The sequence below is a fragment of the Streptomyces sp. NPDC054796 genome (assembly GCF_053611545.1).
This window is the reverse complement of record NZ_JBSHAO010000025.1, coordinates 80,570-96,947: the sequence shown is the minus strand read 5'-3', so window position 1 is coordinate 96,947 and position 16,378 is coordinate 80,570. Positions and strand designations below refer to the sequence as shown.

Genomic DNA, 16,378 nt, shown 5'->3' with positions numbered 1-16,378 from the left:
CGCCGTCAGGCGGACGCGGCGTTCAGGGCCTCCACTTCGGCGTCGGACAGCCGCAGATCCTGGAGCGCGACGAGGGCCGGCACCTGCTCCACCAGCCGCGCGGAGGCGATCGGCGCGGCCACCGTCGGCTGCTGGGCGAGCCACGCGAGTGCGACGGTCGCCGGCTCGGCGCGGTGCGCCGAAGCGACCTCCTCCACGGCGGCGAGGACCTTCATGCCGCGCTCACTGTCCGCGTAGCCACCGGCCAGGCCGGGGATGTTGCGCACGTTGTCCACCGTCCGGCCGGGCCGGTACTTCCCGGTCAGGAAGCCGGAGGCGAGAGCGAAGTAGGGAACACAGGCCAGCCCCTCCCGCAGTGCGATGTCCCGGCGCTCGCCCTCGTAGGTGTCGCGGGAGACGAGGTTGTAGTGAGGCTGGAGCACCTGGTAGCCCGCCAGGCCCTCGCGGCGCGCGAACCGCAGCGAGGCGTCGAGGCGTGCCGGGCTCATGTTGGAGGCGCCGACGGCCCGCACCTTCCCGGCCCGCACCAGCTCGTCGAGCGCCGTCACGATGTCCTCGACCGGCACCGACTCGTCGTCGAAGTGGACGTAGTACACGTCGATGCGGTCGGTGCCCAGGCGTCGCAGGGAGTCCTCGGCCGCGGCCTTGATGTTGTCGGGCCGCAGGCCCTTGCGCTGCGGGTGGTCCCCTACCTTCGTCGCGACGACGACCTCGTCCCGGTTGCCGCGAGCGGCGAGCCATCTGCCGATGAGGCTCTCGGACTGGCCCGCCTCGTTGCCGGGGAAGTGGTACATGTACGCGTCAGCGGTGTCGATGAAGTTGCCGCCCGCGGCGGTGTAGGCGTCGAGCACGGCGAACGACTGCTCCTCGTCGGCCGTCCAGCCGAACACGTTCCCGCCCAAACACAGCGGGGCCACCGAGAGCCCCGTCCCGCCCAGAGTCTTGTGATCGAACATCGCCCCATTAAACCCGCGCCCATCCGTTCTCCCGCCCCCGTGCCTCAGTGCGAGTCGCGGGGCACCTCGTGGCCTCGGCAGCCGCGCAGGAAGCCGAAGTCGGCGCCCTTGTCGGCCCCCTCGACGTGCTGGGTGTAGAGCCACGCGTAGCCGCTGGTGTGCCGGGGCTCGGGCGCCCGCCATGCCGTACGGCGCCGCTCCAGCTCCGCGTCCGTCACCTCCAGCCGCAGGGCGCGCTCCGGCACGTCGAGGACGACGGTGTCCCCGTCCCGCACCAGTGCGAGCGGGCCGCCCGTCGCGGCCTCGGGGGAGACGTGCAGGACGACGGTGCCGTAGCCCGTGCCGCTCATCCGCCCGTCGCAGACGCGCACCATGTCGGTGACGCCCGCCTTCAGCAGCTTGGTGGGCAGCGGCACGTTGGAGACCTCGGGCATGCCGGGGTAGCCCTTGGGCCCGGCGTTGCGGATGACGAGGACGGTGTTCTCGTCGACGTCCAGCTCGGGGTCGTCGCACACCGCGTGGTACGCCTCAGGGGAGTCGAAGACCCGCGCGGGGCCGCGGTGCGTCAGCAGATGCGGGGAGGCGGCCGACTGCTTGATGACCGCGCCGTCAGGGCACAGGTTGCCGCGCAGCACGGCCGTGCCCGAGCCCGCGGGCTGGAACGGCGCGTCCAGTCCTGTGATCACCTCAGAGCCTGTACGGGTGGCGCCCGCGACGTTCTCCGCGATGCTCGCGCCGGTGACCGTGAGCTGTCCGCCGTGCAGCAGACCGCCCCGCTCCAGCTCGTCCAGCACGGCGGGCAGGCCGCCCGCGTAGCAGAAGTCCTCCATCAGAAAGCTGCCGCTGGGCATCAGGTTGACCAGCGTCGGCACATCGCGCGCGAGGGCGTCGAAGTCCTCGGGGGCCAGCTCGACGCCGGTACGCCCCGCCAGTGCGGTGAGATGGATGATCGCGTTGGTGGAGCCGCCGATGGCCGCGTTGACGCGGATGGCGTTCTCGAAGGCCGCCCTGGTGAGGATCCGGGAGGGGCGCAGCTCCTCGTGCACCATCTCCACGATGCGGTTGCCCGCGTTCTGGGCCGTCTCGAAGCGCCGCGCGTCCACGGCGGGCCACGTCGCCGAGCCCGGCAGCTGCATGCCGAGCGCCTCCGCCACACAGGCCATCGTGGAGGCGGTGCCCATGGTCATGCAGTGCCCGTTGGACCGCGCCATGCAGCCCTCCGCGAAGAAGCACTCCTCCTGGGTCATCCGCCCCGTCTTCAGATCCTCCTCGAACTGCCACACGGCGGTCCCCGAACCGACGTCCCTGCCCTCGTACTTGCCGTTCAGCATCGGTCCGCCCGTCACCATCAGCGCCGGGAGGTCCACGCTGGCCGCGCCCATCAGCATCGCGGGCGTGGTCTTGTCGCACCCCGACAGCAGCACGACGCCGTCGAGCGGGTTGGCCCGGATCAGCTCCTCGACCTCCATGGCCATGAGGTTGCGGAAGAGCATGGCGGTCGGGCGCATCAGCGTCTCGCCCGTCGCCATCGTGGGGAACTCCAGCGGGAAGCCGCCCGCCTGCCACACGCCGCGCTTGACGGCCTCCGCGACGCGGGTCAGATGCGCGTTGCACGGCGCGAGTTCCGACGCGCTCGTCGCGATGCCGATGACGGGGCGGCCGTCGAAGACACCGGGGCCGAAGCCCTGGTTGCGCATCCAGGAGCGGTACACCATGCCGCCCCGGCCGCTCGCCCCGAACCACGCCTGACTGCGGCGGTTCCGTGCGCCCGTGGTGTGCTGCCGCTCGTCGGTTTCGCGGTGCTGCCCGTCCGTCGTACGGCCCGTGTCGCTCATACGGCTCAGTTTCCTCTCGTCGCGGGGGTGGGGGTGACCGGCGCCGGGGAGGCGCCGGTCAGCCGAAGAGGTCGAGGAACTGCTGCCGCACCGTCAGCACGGACAGCGCGCCGAACAGCACGATGCCCCACACGAGCGCGGCGGCGCGGTAGCCGCGCACCTTCAGCGGCGCGGGCAGCGCCCTGCGGTTCATCACGAGCAGCAGCGCGGAGTAGACGAACATCATCAGCCCCGCCACACAGGCCGAGATGACCAGCAGCACCAGCGGCTGGTCGAGCCCGAGGAGCAGGACGGTGACGCCGATCGCCACGAGCCCCCACACCAGGCAGAAGTACAGGCGGCTCTCGGAGTGCCGCGAGCGGCGCAGATACGTCGACTTGAGGACATCGGCGGCGAGCCTGCTCGTGTAGTCGACGATGCCCGTCGCCGCGCTGAACAGGGAGAACGCGCCGATCAGCCAGAAGAACACCCCGAACCAGCCGCCCACCTGGGCCTGGAGCACCTGCCCCTCCTCCTCGACGAACCCCACGTCGTTGGAGAGCCCGGGGGTGCCGAAGAGCGTGGAGTGCGCGAGCAGGGAGGCGAGGACGATCGTGACGACGGTGACGAGGCCGAAGGTGAGCGCCTGCTCGGTGTTGGCGAAGCGCCACCAGCGCTTCCAGCGGGCGAGGTTCTCCCCGGTGGGGACGAAGACGTACCCGGCCGCCGAACGGGTGGCGTCCTCCTCCTTGCCCGTGACGGGGCTGACCAGGCGCGGTACGTAGTGGCCCATGCCGAAGCCCTTGTCGCGGATCCAGTTGCTCTGGCACAGGTTCTGCCCGCCCCCGGCGCCCGCGTAGGCGATGGCCCCCATGAGCACGGCGATGCCCAGCTCCGTCGGGAACTGCCCCACGTGGGTGACCGCCTTCGGCAGCTCACGCCAACTGGCCGCCTCCACGGCGAAGATGACGGCGAGCAGGAAGAAGACGCCGATCACCGCCACCTTCAGGAACAGCATCCGTTCCAGCGCCGTGTAGACGACGGGCGCGAGGGTGAGGATCGCGCCGATGAGCAGCAGCAGGCCGATCGCGATGACGGTGGGTTCGCCGCCGAAGACGTAGGACAGCATCGTCGCCGAGCTGGTCGCCCAGCCGGGCCAGAGGTTCGACGCGTACGTCAGCGTGGCGAGGACGGCGCCCCAGTGCCGCCACATCCGGTTGAAGCCGGTCATGGCGGTCTCGCCGGTGGCGAGGGTGTAGCGCTCGACCTCCATGTTCAGGAACCACTGCGTGACGACGCCGACCACCGCGCCCCACAGGAAGAAGAGGCCCGCCTGCGAGGCGATGTAGGGCCACAGGATGAACTCCCCCGAGGAGAGGCCCACTCCGGCCGCGACGACGCCGGGCCCGATGATCCGCCACATCTTCGCGGGCGGCTCCGGCAGCTCCCTGACCTCGGGCGCGGGGAGGTGGCGGGTGCTGAGGGGGAAGGGGGCGGGGGCGGCGGGTGCGGTACGGGCGTCGGCTGGGCTGCCTGGGCCACCTGCCCCGTCGGATCCGTCCCCGCCGGGCGCGGGGGTGTGCTCGGCGTGCGTCATCGCGGAATGCCTCCTCGGCCGGGGCGGACTTCGGGTGGACTCACGGGCGCGCAACGCGGGTGCAATCATTAAATGATTCGATGAATGCCGTCCAGGGGGTGCGCACAGACAATGCCGCGGAACGGGACCGGACACGGGGACACGCACGGGTGCGGGGTCGGGTGCGGGGACACGCACGGGCTCACGTCCGGCGGCGCGACGGCGCCCGCGCCCAGGGTCGCGACGGGACCCGCGCCCAGGACCCCGCCGTCCCCGCCGTCCCTGCCGACCGCGCACGAGCGGGTGGTCGCCGAACTGGGCCGCCGCATCGTCGCGGGCCGCCCGGCGCCGGGGCAGCCGCTGCCCGTCGAGGACGACCTCGCGAACGAACTGGGTGTCAGCCGGGGCGCGTTGCGCGAGGCGGTCAAGGCGCTCGCGGCCAAGGGGATGCTGCGGACCAGGCCGCGCACGGGCACGCGCGTGCTGCCGCCTGAGCACTGGAACCACCTGGACCGGGACGTGCTCCGCTGGCAGCAGGACTGCGACCCCAGGCCGCTGCTGCGCGAGACCGGCGAACTGCGCCGCATCGTCGAGCCCGAGGCGGCGCGGCTGGCCGCAGAGCGGAGCACGGCGGAGGACGTGCGCGCGCTGCGCCAGGCGCTGGAGGCGATGGAGGTGGCCGCCGCACACCCCGAGCGCAGCGGCTACGTCGAGGCCGACAGCGCCTTCCACCGCGCGCTGCTCGACGCGAGCGGCAACCGGCTGCTGGGCTCGCTGGGACGCGGCATCGAGGTCGCGCTGGAGCACAGCTTCGCGGTGAGTTCGCAGACGCACGGCGCGGTCGAGGCGTCGCTGCCCGCGCACCGGGCGATCGTCGACGCGGTGGAGCGGGGCGACGCTGCGGCGGCCTCTGACGCCATCTCGGGCATCATCGCCGCCGCGGAACGGGAGATAGCGCAGTCACCCGTGCTGCCTCCCGACGCCGCGCCCTGACCCGGCAACCTTCCGGCCCTCGGCGGCGACCGAGGGGTGGAGCGGACCGTGCGGAGCCGTGCGAAGGGCCGTGGCACGCGCGGCGGCCGAAAACACCTGTAGCTACTTGCCAAGTTTTGTTGCATTCATTGACATAATCAATCAAGAGGCGACACGCTCACGGTCGTTCAGCCGCCGTGGCCGACGAGAGGCCGCGGTTTCTCAGGGGACAGACGGACGAACCGGGAGACACGCATGGCCATCTCACGAAGAGCGGTCCTGGGCGGCGCGGGCGCCACCCTCGGCGGTGCGATCGGCGCGTCGGCGCTGGGCGCCGTTCCCGCGGCGGCCGAGGCGGGCCCGTCGGCCGCGGCCCTGGCGCTCTCCTCGGGACGGAGCACCGACCTGCGCCAGGGCTGGCGGTTCGCGCTCGTCAACACCAGCGGCGCCGACGCGGAACGGCCGGGCGACGACGACCAGGGCTGGCGCGACGTGGACCTGCCGCACGACTGGAGCGTCGGCCTCGACCCGCGCAGGAGCGCCGAGACCACGGCGGGCAGCGGCTATCTGCCGGGCGGCCTCGGCTGGTACGTGAAGACGTTCACGCTTCCGCGCGAGGCGGCGGGCAAACGCCTGTCCGTCGAGTTCGACGGCGTCTACATGGACGCGCACGTCCACTTCAACGGCGAGGAGATCGGCGCCCACCCCTACGGCTACACCGGCTTCGCGCTCGACCTCACCGACCTGGCCCACACCGACGGGAAGACGCCGAACACCCTCGCCGTGAAGGTGCGCAACCAGGTGCCCAGCAGCCGCTGGTACTCGGGCAGCGGCATCTACCGAGACGTGCGCCTCGTCGTCACCGACCCCGTCCACGTCGTGCGCCACGGGGTGACCGTCACCACGCCGGGCCTGACGGGCGGCTCAGGACCCGCGACGGTACGGGTGGAGACGAGGGCGGTCAGCGCGGAGCGCCCCGTGCGGGCCGAGCTCACGGTGACGCTCAAGGACGCGGCGGGCCGGACCGTGGCGACCGGGAGCGGGCGGGTCGGCCTGGACGCCGAACCCGTCAGCGAGGCCCTGGAACTGAGCGTCACGAAGCCGCGTCTGTGGTCGACGGCCGAGCCCCACCTCTACACCGCGCACGTCAGGCTCTCCGTCGACGGAAAGGTGGCCGACGAGACCAGCGCCCGCTTCGGCTTCCGCACCTTCGCCCTCGACCCCGAGCGCGGCTTCTTCCTCAACGGCGAGGCCATGAAGCTGAAGGGCGTCAACCTCCACCACGACCTGGGCGCGCTGGGCGCCGCCTTCCACGTGGACGCCGCCAGGCGCCAACTGGAGATCATGCGCGCCATGGGCGTCAACGCGCTGCGCACCTCGCACAACCCGCCCGCGCCCCAGGTGGTGGACCTGTGCGACGAGATGGGCATCCTGTTGCAGGTCGAGGCGTTCGACTGCTGGAAGACCCCGAAGAACACGTACGACTACGGCCGGTTCTTCGAGGAGCACGGCGTGGCCGACATCAAGGAGATGGTGCACGCCGCGAAGAACTCGCCCGCCGTGGTGATGTGGTCCATCGGCAACGAGATCCCGGACAGCACCAGCGAGGCCGGAGTCGGCATGGCCGAGCGGCTCATCGAGGCCGTCCGCTCCGTCGACACCACGCGGGCCCTGGTGATCGGCACCGACAAGTACCGCAGCGTGCCAGCCGACGGTTCCCCGCAGGACCGGATCCTGCGCATGCTCGACGGCATCGGCCTGAACTACAACACGGCGGCCTCGATGGACGCCCTGCACAAGAAGTACCCCGACACCTTCTTCTTCGAGGCCGAGTCGTCCTCCTCCACCTCCACCCGCGGTGTCTACGACAACCCGGACCAGCTCAACACCGGCGAGAACTACACACCGGGCAGGCGCGGCACCTCGTCCTACGACAACAACCTGGAGTCGTGGACGATGAGCGGCGAGTACGTCCTCAAGAAGGACCGCGACAGGGAGTATTTCGGCGGCCAGTTCGTGTGGACGGGGATCGACTACATCGGCGAGCCCACGCCGTACGACGACGTCTACCCCGTGAAGTCCTCCTTCTTCGGCGCCGTCGACACCGCGGGCTTCCCCAAGGACCAGTTCTCCCTCTTCCGCAGCCAGTGGCGCGACGAGCCGATGGTGCACCTGCTCCCGATGGACTGGACGGGGCACAGGCCCAAGGAGGAGGTGACGGTGTGGGCGTACACCAACGCCGACAGCGTCGAACTCTTCCTCAACGGGACCTCACTGGGCGAGCGCCGCTACGACCGCAAGACCACGCCCTACGGCAAGGAGTACCGGGAGACGACGGAGGCGACCGGCGACGACAAGACCGTCACCTCCGGCCCCTACCCCGGCAGCTACACCAGCCCGAACGGCAGCGCCGGAAAGCTCCACCTGACGTGGAAGGTGCCCTTCCGCCCCGGCAAGCTCGTCGCCGTGGCCCGGCGCGGGGGCAAGGAGGTCGCGCGCGACACGCTGCGCACGGCGGGCGAGGCTGCGGCGCTGCGGCTGACCCCCGACCGCGAGAAGGTCACGGCCGACGGGCGCGCGCTGGTCTTCGTCACCGCCGAGGTCATCGACGCGCGGGGCGTGCTCGTGCCGGACGCGGACCACGCGCTCACCTTCACCGTGACCGGGGGCGGCCTGCTCGGCCTGGACAACGGGCAGCAGGAGAGCGCGGAGAACTACCAGTCCGACACCCGCTCCGCCTTCCACGGCAAGGCCCTCGCCATCGTCCAGGCGGACGGTTCCGGGGGCTCGGGCGGCGCGCTCACGGTGACCGCGCGCTCGGAGGGGCTGCGGTCCGACTCCGCCAGGGTCCGCGTGACCGGGGGCGGTGGCGGGGGAGGCGGCCGGGGCGCGTCCGTCGCCACGGGTGCGTCCGCCGCCGTCGCCACGGGCCGGGGCTCGACGGCCGCCGAGGAGAACCCGAAGGCGGACGCGAGCTTCTCCGGGGCGCCCGGCACCGTGCCCGCCGCGATGCTCGACGACGATCCGGCGACCGGCTGGTCGAACGCCTACCGCATGACCGCGACGGCCGTGCTGCCCGAGATCAGCCTCGCGCACGCCAGGGACTGGGTCTCACTGAGCTGGCCGCGTGCGCGCCGGATCGCGGGACTCGAAGCGTCGTTCACCACGGACGGTACCCACGCGCTGCCCGAGTCCGTCGCCGTCAGCTACTGGAAGAACGGCGAGTACGTCCCCGTCGACCACCTCGACGTCACCTGGGCCGACGGCTCGGGCGAGCTCACCCGGATCACCTTCGACCCGGTACGGGCCGGCCGCGTGCGCCTGGAGATGACGAGCCGTCACCCGCACGAGCCCAACGGCTTCCTGCGCATTGTCCGCCTCGCCCCGCTCCCCGCCACGCCCTGATCCCACGTCCTGACCACGCGCCCCTCGGCGGCCGGAGAACGGCCGCCGAGAGGGCGCGCTCGCCGTTCGGCCGCCCGTCAGCGCTGGTAGCGGGCCAGCACCCGGTTGCCGTCGCCGACCAGCCGTTCGCGCAGGCCCGCCACGTCCGTGCCCCCGTTGTAGAACTCCTGGAACGCCGGGGTGGCCACCTTGTCCAGCCACTCCGGGTAGCCGCGGACGCCCAGCGAGGGCGAGGCGACCAGGTCGGGCGCGCTGAGCGCGCCCGTGCGCCAGCCGTGCGCGCGGGTGCGCAGCCCGGGGTCCCGCAGCGCGGTCTCACCGGTCGGCAGGATCCAGTCGCCCTTGGCGAGACGGGCCAGCGGCCCAGGCCGGGCGAGGAAGGCGATGAACGCCACCGCCGCCTCCTTGTGCGCGCAGTCCTGTGCGACGGAGAGGGTCTGCGGGCTGATGCCCTGCTCGGTGCCGCCGCCCGAGGCCGCTTCGCCCCTGGGCAGCGGCAGGGTGACCCAGTCGAACCCCTTGGGCGCCTGCTGGCGCACCTGCTGACGGTACGAGAGGTTCAGCGGGACCATCGCGTAGCGCCCGGCGAAGAAGCCGGGCAGCACGTCGGAGCCCGACATGCCCAGGGTGCCGGGCGCCGCCGTGCGATCCTGGCGCAACTGGCGGCGTATCAGCTCCGGCACGGCCGCGTCGCGAGCCCCGAACCGCACCACGTTCTTGCCGCCCTCGCGGTAGAAAACCCGCCCGCCCGTCGTCAGCGCGAGGTTGAGGGACTGCGCGACCGGTTCCTTGAGCGCCCACGCGACCCCGTAACGGCTCCGCCGCCCGCCTCCGCGCGCCTCGCCCGACAGCCGCCGCGCCATCTCCTCGAACCGCTCCCACGTCCAGGGCGCCCCCGCTTCGGGGGGCTCCACCCCAGTGCGCTCCAGCAGCTTCCGGTTGGCGACGAGGACGCGCGGCTCCTGGAGGATCGGCACCCCGTGGACACCGCCCCGGAAGGTGGTGGTGCGCCAGAGCCGGTCCGGGATCTCCTCGCGCAGCGCGCGCGGCAGCAGGTGGCGCAGGTCGGCGAGATAGCCGCCGTACGCGAAGTCGGTGAGGTCACCCGCCTCGTCGTGGATGACGTCGGGCGCGCTGCCGCCCTCGAACGAGGTCAGCAACTGGTCGTGGACCGTGTCCCAGCTCCCCTGCACGTAGCGCACGCGGCTGCGGGGGTGCGCCCGGTTCCACTCGGCCACGAGCGCCTTGTTGACCTGGACCGACTCCTTCTGCCAGGCCAGGCTCAGATAGTCCAGGAGCACGCCGTCCGGGCGCGGCGACCCCGTACCGCACCCGGCCAGCGCGCCACCGCCCACGCCGCCGGCGGCGGCCGAGAGCGCCGCGCCCAGCAGCCGTCGGCGCCGCATCAGCCCTTCACCGCCCCGGCCATCATGCCGCTGACCAGGCGGCGTTGGAGGAAGGCGAAGAAGAGGAGGCTCGGCAGGGTCGCCAGCAGCGCCGCAGCCGCGAGGGGGCCGAGGTCGGCCACGCCCTCGGCGCCCAGGAAGCGGGTGAGGATGACGGACATGGTCTGTTTCTCCGGCGACTTGAGCAGGACGAGAGCGAAGAAGAACTCGTTCCAGGCGGTCACGAAGGAGAACATCAGCGTTGCGGCGACCCCGGGCGCCAGCAGCGGCAGCACGACGCTGCGCAGCACGCGCAGCCGCCCGCAGCCGTCCACCGCCGCGGCCTCCTCCAGCGAAACGGGCAGCGCCCTGACGTAGCTGCGGAGCATCCACAGCGCGAAGGGCAGGTTCCACACCACGTACACGGCGGTCAGGCCCGTCAGCGAGTCCACCAGGCGCAGGCCCTTCAGCACCATGAACAGCGGGATGATGACGAGGACGAACGGGAACATCTGGCTGACCAGCACCCAGCCCGAGGCGGTGCGGGTCAGCGGCGAGCGGTACCGCGCCATCGCGTAGGCGGCGGGCACCGCGAGGGCGACGGAGACGAGCGCCGCGCCACCGGAGACGAGCAGGCTGTTGAGTGCGGAGCGCAGCAGCGGCTGCTGGTCGAAGGCCGCGTCGAAGTTGTCCAGGGTGGGGTGGCGGGGCAGCCAGCCGGGGTCGACGCTGGCCAGTTCGGGCGGCGGTTTGAAGGCGGTGGACAGCAGCCACAGCAGCGGGAGCCCGAGGAAGGCCAGGTAGCACAGCAGCGCGGCGTACTGTGCGCCGCGCGTGGTGCGCTTGGCGCGTGCCCGGCGCCTGACGCGGGGGGCCGTGGCCCTGGCGCGGCCGGTGCGGTCCGTGCGGCCTGCGCGGCCGGTCGTCGGCGCGGTCACCTGTCGTCCTCCTCGTCGAGGCGGTTGCGCAGGAAGACGGTCAGCAGGACGGCGATGACGGCGACCATCACCAGCCCCATCGCGGCGGCGTAGCCGTACTGCCCGTAGCGGAACGCCTCCTCGTAGGCGAAGAGCATCGGCAGCCGGGTCTGCGCGCCGGGGCCGCCCTGGGTCAGCACGTAGACCAGGCCGAACGAGTTGAAGTTCCAGATGAAGCTGAGCGCCGTGATCGCCAGGACGACGGGCTTGACGGCGGGCCAGGTCACCGCGCGCAGCCGCCGCCACGCCCCGGCGCCGTCCAGCGCGGCGGACTCGCGCAGCTCGCCCGGCACGTTCTGGAGGCCCGCGAGCAGCACGACGGTGGTCTGCGGCATGCCCGCCCAGACGCCGACGACGATCACGGCGGGCAGCGCGAGGGAGGGGCTGGAGAGCCAGGCGGGGTTCTCGCCGATGAGCCGCAGATCGCGCAGCGCGCTGTTCAGCAGCCCCGCGTCCGGGTGGTAGACGAGCCGCCACATGATGCCGATGACCACCTCGGGCATGGCCCACGGGACCAGCGCCAGGGTGCGGGCCAGCCACCGCCACCGCAGGTTCGCGTCGAGGAGCAGCGCCAGCCCGGACGCCAGCACGAGCTGGAGCGCCGTGACGCACACCGCCCACGTCAGCCCGACGCGGAAGGAGTCCCAGAACAGCGAATCGAGCCGCAGGTCAGCGAAGTTGGCCAGGCCCACCGCCTTGGTGGGGTCGGTCCTTCCGGCCTGCGCGTCCGTGAACGCGAGGGAGATCCCGTACAGCAGGGGCCCGACGCTGAGCACCAGGATCGGCACCAGCGCGGGCAGCAGCAGGAACCAGCCGCTGCCGTACGGGCCCAGGGCCGAGCCGCGTCCGCTTCCGCTTCCACGGAGGGGGCGGGCGCCGGGTGGTGCGGTACGGTCCCGGCCCGTCATGGCCGTCCCGAACGGTGCGCGGGGTGCGCGGCCCTCGGCCCTCCGCCGTCCGTCATCGCAGCTCCCCCTCGTCGCACCGCCCCGGACGGCGGAGACGGTAGCAGGGCCTCGCGGGCGCTCCTAGACGAGGGAGACCATGTTCAGGCGGGCGCCCCGCCGTCGCGCCGCCCCCCCCGGACGGAGCACGGGGACGAGCGGCTTCCCGGCCGCCCGTTCCGCACCGGAGTACGGGGCTTCTGGGGCGCGTGCCCCGCTCGCGGGCGCCCTGGCTGGCTTCCCGGCGACTGAGCGCGTGTGACCTTTCGCGGTTTGAATGGGGGCGAGTGGACTACGGACGGGATGTCTCGGAAGCGGGCACGCCAGTGAGCGCCAGAACCGACCTGCACGACCCCGGGCGGGCCCAGCGCGGTGGTACGGCCGTGCTGGTGGTCGACCGGCACGGCCGTGTGACCATGTGCGCGGGCGCGGTGCGGGAGCTGACGGGGGAGCCGCCCGAAGCGGTCTGCGGAAGCGCGCTGGCCGACCTCCTCACGCCCCCGCCTCCTGGGCGTCCCGCGCCTCCCGGGGGCTCCGCCGCCGACCGCACCGGGGACGGCCGGGACGGCGGCGGCCCGCCGGAGGACGCCGCCCGCCGCCTCGCCCCGGACGGGCGCGCCGTGCTGCGGCGCCGCGACGGCGAGCCGCTGGAGGTGCGCGTCGAGACGCGCCGGATGCGGACCACCGAGGGCGCCGCGCTCCTCGTCGAACTCGTGCCGGTCCCCGTCGCCGACCGCAGGGACGAGAACGAGGCGCTGGTCAGGGCGCTGTTCGAGCAGACCAGGGTCGGGCTGGCGATCCACGATATGGACCTGCTGACGACGCGGCTCAACCACACCCCGCAGTCGACGGGCCCGCCGACGGAGGCGGGCGTCCACGTGTACCCCGTCGGACGCGGCATCGAGGAGATCCTGCTGCCCGGCGACGCCGCGGCGGTACGGGAGCGGCTGCGCCGGGTCGCGGAGACGGGCGAGCCGCTCGTCGACTGGGTGACAACGGCGCGGCGGCGGAACGCGCCCGAACGGGAGCGGACGCTCAGCTTCTCGGCGTTCCGGCTGGAGGACCGGCAGGAGCGGCCGATGGGGGTGGCGGTCATCTTCACCGACGTCACGGACCAGCACGTGGCCCGCGCGCGGATGGAACTGCTCCACGCGGCGGCGGAACGCATCGGCCACAGCCTGGACGTCACCAGCGTGGCAGGGGAACTCGTGGACGTGCTGGTCACCCACGGGTTCGCCGGGCTGGCTGCGGTGGACCTGTCCTCGCGCGTGCTGCTGGGCGAGGAGCCCGAGGGCTTCCAGCCGGGGGCATCGCTGCGGCGGGTGGCGGTGGCCTCGGCGGCGGGCGAGGGGCACTGGCCGTCGGAGATCCACCCCCTCGGCGCCACCATCAGGCCCCGCAGCCTGGAGACCGACAAACTGCGGCAGGGCGCCGTCGTCTTCCAGTCCGACCTCGCGGACTGGCGCGAGGACCTGGCGGGCGATCCCGAGCGCTCCCAACTGCTGCTCCCTTCGAGCGCGACGTCCTTCATGGCCGCGCCGCTGACCGCGCGCGGCCTGGTGCTCGGCGCCCTGGTGCTGTGGCGCACGGGCGACCAGCCCCCGTTCGGCGGGAGCGACGCCGATCTCGTCGAGGAGATCGCCTCGCGCGCCTCCCTCGGCCTGGACAACGCGCGCCGCTACACGCGCGAGCGCCGTACCGCCGAGACCCTGCAACGCAGCTTGCTGCCCCCTGCGGTGACCGACACGAGCGCGGCGCACACGGCGGGCATCTACCGTCCCGCGGGCATGATGGAGGGGATCGGCGGCACGTGGTTCGACGTCATCCCGCTCTCCTCGACCCGGCTGGCGTTCGTGACAGGCGAGGTCGCCGGGCACGGACTCGGCGCGACGGCGGCCATGGGCAGGCTGCGTACGGCGGTCCAGACCCTCGCCGATCTCGACCTCACGCCCGGCGAACTGCTCAGCCATCTGGACGACATCGTCCTCAGACTGGCCGACACCGAGACGCCCTTCGCGAATCCGGAGGAGGGGGGTGCGGGGCATGCGGGGGGTGCCGGAGGCGCTGCCGGTACGGAGGAGGGCCCGTCGGATCCACCGGGCCCGCCGGATCCGGGGGAGTCCGGACCGGGGGAGTACGGGGAAGAGGACCGGATGCAGTCGGTGGGGCGGCAGGTGGCAGGGGCCACTTGTCTGTACTGCGTCTACGACCCCGTCACGGGCCGCTGCGCCGTCGCCAGCGCCGGGCATCCGCCGCCCGTCCTCGCCAGGAGCGGGGAGGAGGCCGGGGCCGTGCGGCTCACACCGGGGCCGCCACTGGGCGGGGGAGCCCTCCCGTTCGAGTCCGTCGAGTTCGACGTGGGGCCCGACGGCCTGCTCGTCTTCTACAACGACCCCCTCCTCGCAGGCGGGAGCGGCACGACGCGGGAGGAGCGCGTGGCCAGGCTGGGCGCCGTGGTGGCGGAGGCCGCCACGCGGCACAGCACGCCGACCGGGGCCGGTCAGGAGATCCTGCGACGGCTCCTGCCAGAGGCGCCCGCTGACGACGTCTCCCTGCTCCTGGCCCGCACGCGGCTCCTCCCGGACGACGCGGTGGCGGCGTGGGAGTTCTCCGTCGACCCGGCGGAGGTCGCGCGCGCCCGCGTCGCGGTGCAGGAGCGCATGGCCGCCTGGGACCTGGAGCACCTGGCCGACACCACCGAACTGATCGCGAGCGAGCTGCTCACCAACGCGATCCGCTACGGCGGAGCACCCGTCGGACTGCGTCTGATCAGGGATGAGACCCTGATCTGCGAGGTGTCCGACTCCAGCCAGACCCAGCCCCGGCTGCGCCGCGCGCAACTGTCCGACGAGGGAGGGCGCGGGCTGTTCCTGGTCGCGCGGCTCACCCACCGCTGGGGCAGCCGCTACACGGACTCGGGCAAGACGATCTGGGCCGAACAGTCGCTGGACCCGCAGGAAGCCGACGATCCCCTGGGCCCCGTGGATCCCCTGAACCTCCTGGAGTCCCTGGGGCCGCTGGAGTGAACGGGGGAGCCCCCGGCTCCCGGGGGCGAGCCGTTCGGGTGGCGTCCTACAATCGAGAAATGATCTTTATTGTCGTCAAATTTCCGGTGAAGCCCGAGCATGTCGAGCAGTGGCCCGAGCATGTCGCGGCCTTCACGAACGCCACCCGCGCGGAGCCGGGGAACCTCTGGTTCGAGTGGTCCCGCAGCATCGAGGAGCCCGACACCTACGTCCTGGTGGAAGCCTTCCAGGACGACGCGGGCGAGGCCCACGTCAACTCCGATCACTTCCGGGCCGGACTGGAGACCATGCGTCCGCTGCTGCGCCGTACGCCCGACATCGTGAGCACCACGATTCCGGGTGCGGAGGGCTGGAGCGCCATGGGCGAGCTGTCCATCGGCTGATCCGCTGTTGATCCCGCTGTCACCGGCCTCCCCCGCCCACGGGACCCGTGGGCGGGGGAGGCCGGTCAGGCGGTCAGGTGGCGGCGCCGGTGCGGGCCGCGCCGACCGCCACCGTCGCGTAGCGCATGGTGAAGCTGCCCCCGGCCGCGTCGACGGCGTCGCCCGCCGCCTCCAGTATCGGCGCGAGCTGGTCCGGCGGAAGCCGGGTGAGGATGCCCAGGGTGGGCAACTGGTCCAGCCACGCGTCCCTGGTGCACAGGTGCTCCCAGTCGAACCGCCACCGCTCCGCCGCGCCGAAGGCGCCCGTCCGCTGGATGCCGTCCGCGGCCCTGGTGAGGATCTCCTGATACGGGTCGGTGTCCTGGCTCAGCGCGGCGCGCAGATCGAACGGCGAGTCGGGCACCGCTCGCCGGTAGGCGTCGCCGCAGGCGTCCGCCAGCTCGGGCGGGAGCCGGAAGACGTTCCAGAACACCGCCAGCAGACCGCCGGGACGCAGCACCTCGGCGGCCTTGGCGGCACCCGCCACGGGGTCGATCCAGTGCCACGCCTGGCCCGCGACGACCACGTCGAACTTCCTGCCGCCCGCGTCCCACCCCTCGAACGCCGCCGTCTCGACCTCGACCCCGAACCGCCGTGCCACCTCGGCCATCCGCGCGTCGGGCTCCACCCCGAGCACCCGGCCGCCGAGGGCCTGGAACTGCCGGGCCGCGATGCCGGTGCCGCAGCCGACGTCGAGGATGTCGGGGCCTGGGCGGGGGCTGGGTCCTGGGCGGGGGCTGGGGCTGTTGGCGATGACGCGCTCCAGCAGCGCTTCGGGATAGCGGGGCCGGGCACGCTCGTAGCGCTCGGCGTCCGTGCCGAACGACTCCGCGTACTGCCGGAAGGAGGGGTCGGAGCCGGAGGGGGCAGGGGGCCCCGGCGGTATAGTGGGCATGTGCCC

General features: G+C 72.8%; 11 protein-coding genes. 4 read left to right on the top strand and 7 right to left on the bottom strand.

The genetic code is table 11. The features are described from left to right. Positions 1-5: 5 nt before the first annotated feature. From ACWGJ2_RS21485 to ACWGJ2_RS21475, 3 genes are read right to left on the bottom strand one after another with little or no spacing between them, the layout of a single operon-like run. Positions 6-956 (bottom strand): aldo/keto reductase, encoded by a 951-nt coding sequence (locus ACWGJ2_RS21485; protein ID WP_453347755.1) that lies wholly within the window; start codon positions 954-956, stop codon positions 6-8. Positions 957-1,000: 44 nt separating this feature from the next. After that, entirely contained in the window at positions 1,001-2,791 is a 1,791-nt protein-coding gene (locus ACWGJ2_RS21480; protein ID WP_453347754.1) for an IlvD/Edd family dehydratase, read from the bottom strand. 58 nt (positions 2,792-2,849) lie between these two features. Then, the gene (locus ACWGJ2_RS21475) at positions 2,850-4,367 is read right to left on the bottom strand and encodes an Nramp family divalent metal transporter (RefSeq protein ID WP_453347753.1); all 1,518 of its coding nucleotides are present in this window, start codon (positions 4,365-4,367) and stop codon (positions 2,850-2,852) included. A gap of 111 nt (positions 4,368-4,478) precedes the next feature. Here ACWGJ2_RS21475 and ACWGJ2_RS21470 point away from each other — a divergent pair, with 111 nt between their 5' ends. Both ACWGJ2_RS21470 and ACWGJ2_RS21465 read left to right on the top strand, forming a co-directional pair. Beyond that, positions 4,479-5,339: a FadR/GntR family transcriptional regulator gene (locus ACWGJ2_RS21470; protein ID WP_453347752.1), complete on the top strand. Its 861-nt coding sequence runs from the start codon at positions 4,479-4,481 to the stop codon at positions 5,337-5,339. A 234-nt stretch (positions 5,340-5,573) separates the two neighbouring features. After that, positions 5,574-8,723: a glycoside hydrolase family 2 TIM barrel-domain containing protein gene (locus ACWGJ2_RS21465; RefSeq protein ID WP_453347751.1), complete on the top strand. Its 3,150-nt coding sequence runs from the start codon at positions 5,574-5,576 to the stop codon at positions 8,721-8,723. Positions 8,724-8,800: 77 nt separating this feature from the next. On the opposite strand, the gene ACWGJ2_RS21460 is transcribed toward ACWGJ2_RS21465, so the two are convergent. The 3 genes from ACWGJ2_RS21460 to ACWGJ2_RS21450 all read right to left on the bottom strand — a co-directional run bounded on the left by ACWGJ2_RS21460 (position 8,801) and on the right by ACWGJ2_RS21450 (position 11,993). After that, the gene (locus ACWGJ2_RS21460) at positions 8,801-10,129 is read right to left on the bottom strand and encodes an ABC transporter substrate-binding protein (protein WP_453347750.1); all 1,329 of its coding nucleotides are present in this window, start codon (positions 10,127-10,129) and stop codon (positions 8,801-8,803) included. Beyond that, on the bottom strand, positions 10,129-10,920 hold the full coding sequence (locus tag ACWGJ2_RS21455) for a carbohydrate ABC transporter permease (protein WP_453347791.1): 792 nt from the start codon (positions 10,918-10,920) through the stop codon (positions 10,129-10,131). The genes ACWGJ2_RS21460 and ACWGJ2_RS21455 overlap by 1 nt, the downstream gene beginning before the upstream one ends. A gap of 122 nt (positions 10,921-11,042) precedes the next feature. Continuing rightward, entirely contained in the window at positions 11,043-11,993 is a 951-nt protein-coding gene (locus tag ACWGJ2_RS21450) for a carbohydrate ABC transporter permease (protein WP_453347749.1), read from the bottom strand. Between the two features lie 362 nt (positions 11,994-12,355). On the opposite strand from ACWGJ2_RS21450, the gene ACWGJ2_RS21445 reads away from it, so the two are divergent. Both ACWGJ2_RS21445 and ACWGJ2_RS21440 read left to right on the top strand, forming a co-directional pair. Further along, positions 12,356-15,055 carry a SpoIIE family protein phosphatase gene (locus tag ACWGJ2_RS21445; protein ID WP_453347748.1) on the top strand — a complete coding sequence of 900 codons (2,700 nt, stop codon included), beginning with the start codon at positions 12,356-12,358 and terminating at the stop codon, positions 15,053-15,055. A 59-nt stretch (positions 15,056-15,114) separates the two neighbouring features. After that, positions 15,115-15,438 carry a putative quinol monooxygenase gene (locus tag ACWGJ2_RS21440; RefSeq protein WP_453347747.1) on the top strand — a complete coding sequence of 108 codons (324 nt, stop codon included), beginning with the start codon at positions 15,115-15,117 and terminating at the stop codon, positions 15,436-15,438. A 73-nt stretch (positions 15,439-15,511) separates the two neighbouring features. Here the strand turns inward: ACWGJ2_RS21440 and ACWGJ2_RS21435 are convergent, their stop codons facing one another. Then, the gene (locus ACWGJ2_RS21435) at positions 15,512-16,372 is read right to left on the bottom strand and encodes a class I SAM-dependent methyltransferase (RefSeq protein ID WP_453347746.1); all 861 of its coding nucleotides are present in this window, start codon (positions 16,370-16,372) and stop codon (positions 15,512-15,514) included. Between the last annotated feature and the right edge of the window lie 6 nt (positions 16,373-16,378).